3 protein-coding genes are annotated in these 1,811 nt (G+C 33.6%); all 3 read left to right on the top strand.

Annotated features, from left to right (window positions below; genetic code table 11):
• A partial coding sequence (locus I2I04_RS23055; protein ID WP_195655942.1) for an RHS repeat-associated core domain-containing protein occupies positions 1-316 on the top strand: 316 nt, incomplete at its 5' end.
• A complete protein-coding gene (locus I2I04_RS23060; protein ID WP_195655943.1) occupies positions 267-812 on the top strand; it encodes a JAB-like toxin 1 domain-containing protein in 546 nt (181 codons plus the stop codon). The genes I2I04_RS23055 and I2I04_RS23060, both read left to right, overlap by 50 nt.
• On the top strand, positions 802-1,527 hold the full coding sequence (locus I2I04_RS23065) for a hypothetical protein (protein WP_195655944.1): 726 nt from the start codon (positions 802-804) through the stop codon (positions 1,525-1,527). Before I2I04_RS23060 ends, I2I04_RS23065 begins: the two co-directional genes overlap by 11 nt.
• Positions 1,528-1,811 lie beyond the last annotated feature (284 nt).

Below are 1,811 nucleotides of genomic sequence, written 5' to 3' on the forward strand. Positions count from 1 at the left end.
CAAGTACAACGGTAAGGAACTGGATAGACAAGGTGGTCTTGACTGGTATGATTATGGGGCGAGACATTATGATGCGGTGTTGGGAAGATGGCATGTGGTGGATCCATTAAGTGAAAAATTCTACAATTGGAGTTCCTATACATATTGTTTGAATAATCCGATACGAAAAATAGATCCTACAGGTATGGTTCCAAGAGATTATAGAATCGATACTAATGGTAATATTAGGCCGGTTAATAAACCTGATGCCAAACCAGATCGATTGATTGGAACAAATCAATCAGCAGGGGAAAGACGAAAATGTAACAGTGAGTGATAAAAATATCCTTCCAGTTTTAGCAGGAAAAAGTAATATTGAAAATAAGGCTGTTCCTTTGGAAGGGAAAATAATAAGAAGAGTGAGTAAAGGTGAATATAGTGTTGAAGTTGTTCCTACAATGAGGCAAGGACATGTAGCAATAACACGTTCGAAAGTAGATGCAAAGAATTTGTTTGTTTTTGCATCAAAAACGTCTAATGTTGAATGGAGTTTGTCGCACTATAAAAATGGAAATTCTGTTGTCGGTACTCTTCATCAGAATAGTCAAGCGCCTAGTTTCTCTGTTTTAGGGGAAGATTACAAACTTGAAAATCAAGTATACGATGCTCATAGCCATACAGGTACGAATCCTAATGTGGACTTTGTTCCATCGGCACCTGATATTAATGCTGCAAGAAGTTTAATAATGGCGACACCAAATGCTAAAGTTTATATATATGCACCTTGGAAGCCTGGTAACCAATGGATAAATTTAAATAGTTATGCGAAATAGAAAAGTAGCTTGTTTATTAATCTTGTTGTTTTTTTCAATTATATATGGAATTAAACTAATAGTTGATGCAAAATTTCATCCTAAAATAGTTTTCACTGATTTACCTGGATTAATTCGTAATGGCTATGATTTTGTGGACGACAATCATGTTTTCCCTAAATTATGTATATTATTAAATGATTCTTTGTTACTTAAAAAAGGTAGCGTGAAAATGGCGGTATTTACTAATGTTAATTTGCCAGATAGTACAATCGGCTGGTGTTTGTTGGGTTATAACGATGAAGCTGAACTGTTAAGAGAAACTGATCGGTACTTTTTTAATATTGATCTGTATGAAGGAGGGCATATAAAAGTACAAAATATCCCTACTCAATTATCTGATATTCGCGGTTTGGCTGTAGATTATATTTTTTATCCTGATAGTGCGAGTAGAAAACGTATTTTTACTAGGCGTAATATCAATCAGGGGGAAGAATTAGAAGTATCAGGTGCCGGAGTGTATATGAGAGTAGATGTAAAAGATAATAATGGTCTCTCGATTTCTGATTGGCGAGTCTTTTATAATTGCTTGCATGAGTTAATAAAATTATTCGAAGATGAAAGAAATAAAACATCGTTGAAAATATGGGGTAAGGACTATGATTCGCTTTCGTTTCAGGAAAAGGAAAAAATTATTGATTTAGCTGGTTATCGTATTAATATAGAATTTAAATAGTTTTTATGGAGATACAAATATCTTTCCCTTAATATATTAAGTAGGCTATTATAGAGGGATATAAATCTAATAGCTTCCCTGACACAATGAATTTTATTTGTTAAGGTCGCTTCTTTTTAAGTGTCATACCCTGATATAAGTTGACTAGAAAACAGTTAATTTGTATCAGGGTATTTTATATTTTTTAATTTGATTCAGGAACATAAAACGACATCGGGTGGAAATAAGAAAGTAAATAAATCGCTTTTTAATATTCTCAAGCAGCCTGTGAGTGTCCGCTCGGA

The organism is Bacteroides sp. 1001136B_160425_E2, from assembly GCF_015559655.1.
GTDB classification, from domain to species: domain Bacteria; phylum Bacteroidota; class Bacteroidia; order Bacteroidales; family Bacteroidaceae; genus Bacteroides; species Bacteroides luhongzhouii.

Bases quoted from the DNA above. Each gene is read 5' to 3' on its own strand.
- I2I04_RS23065 (WP_195655944.1), top strand. From the start codon at position 802: ATGCGAAATAGAAAAGTAGCTTGTTTATTAATCTTGTTGTTTTTTTCA.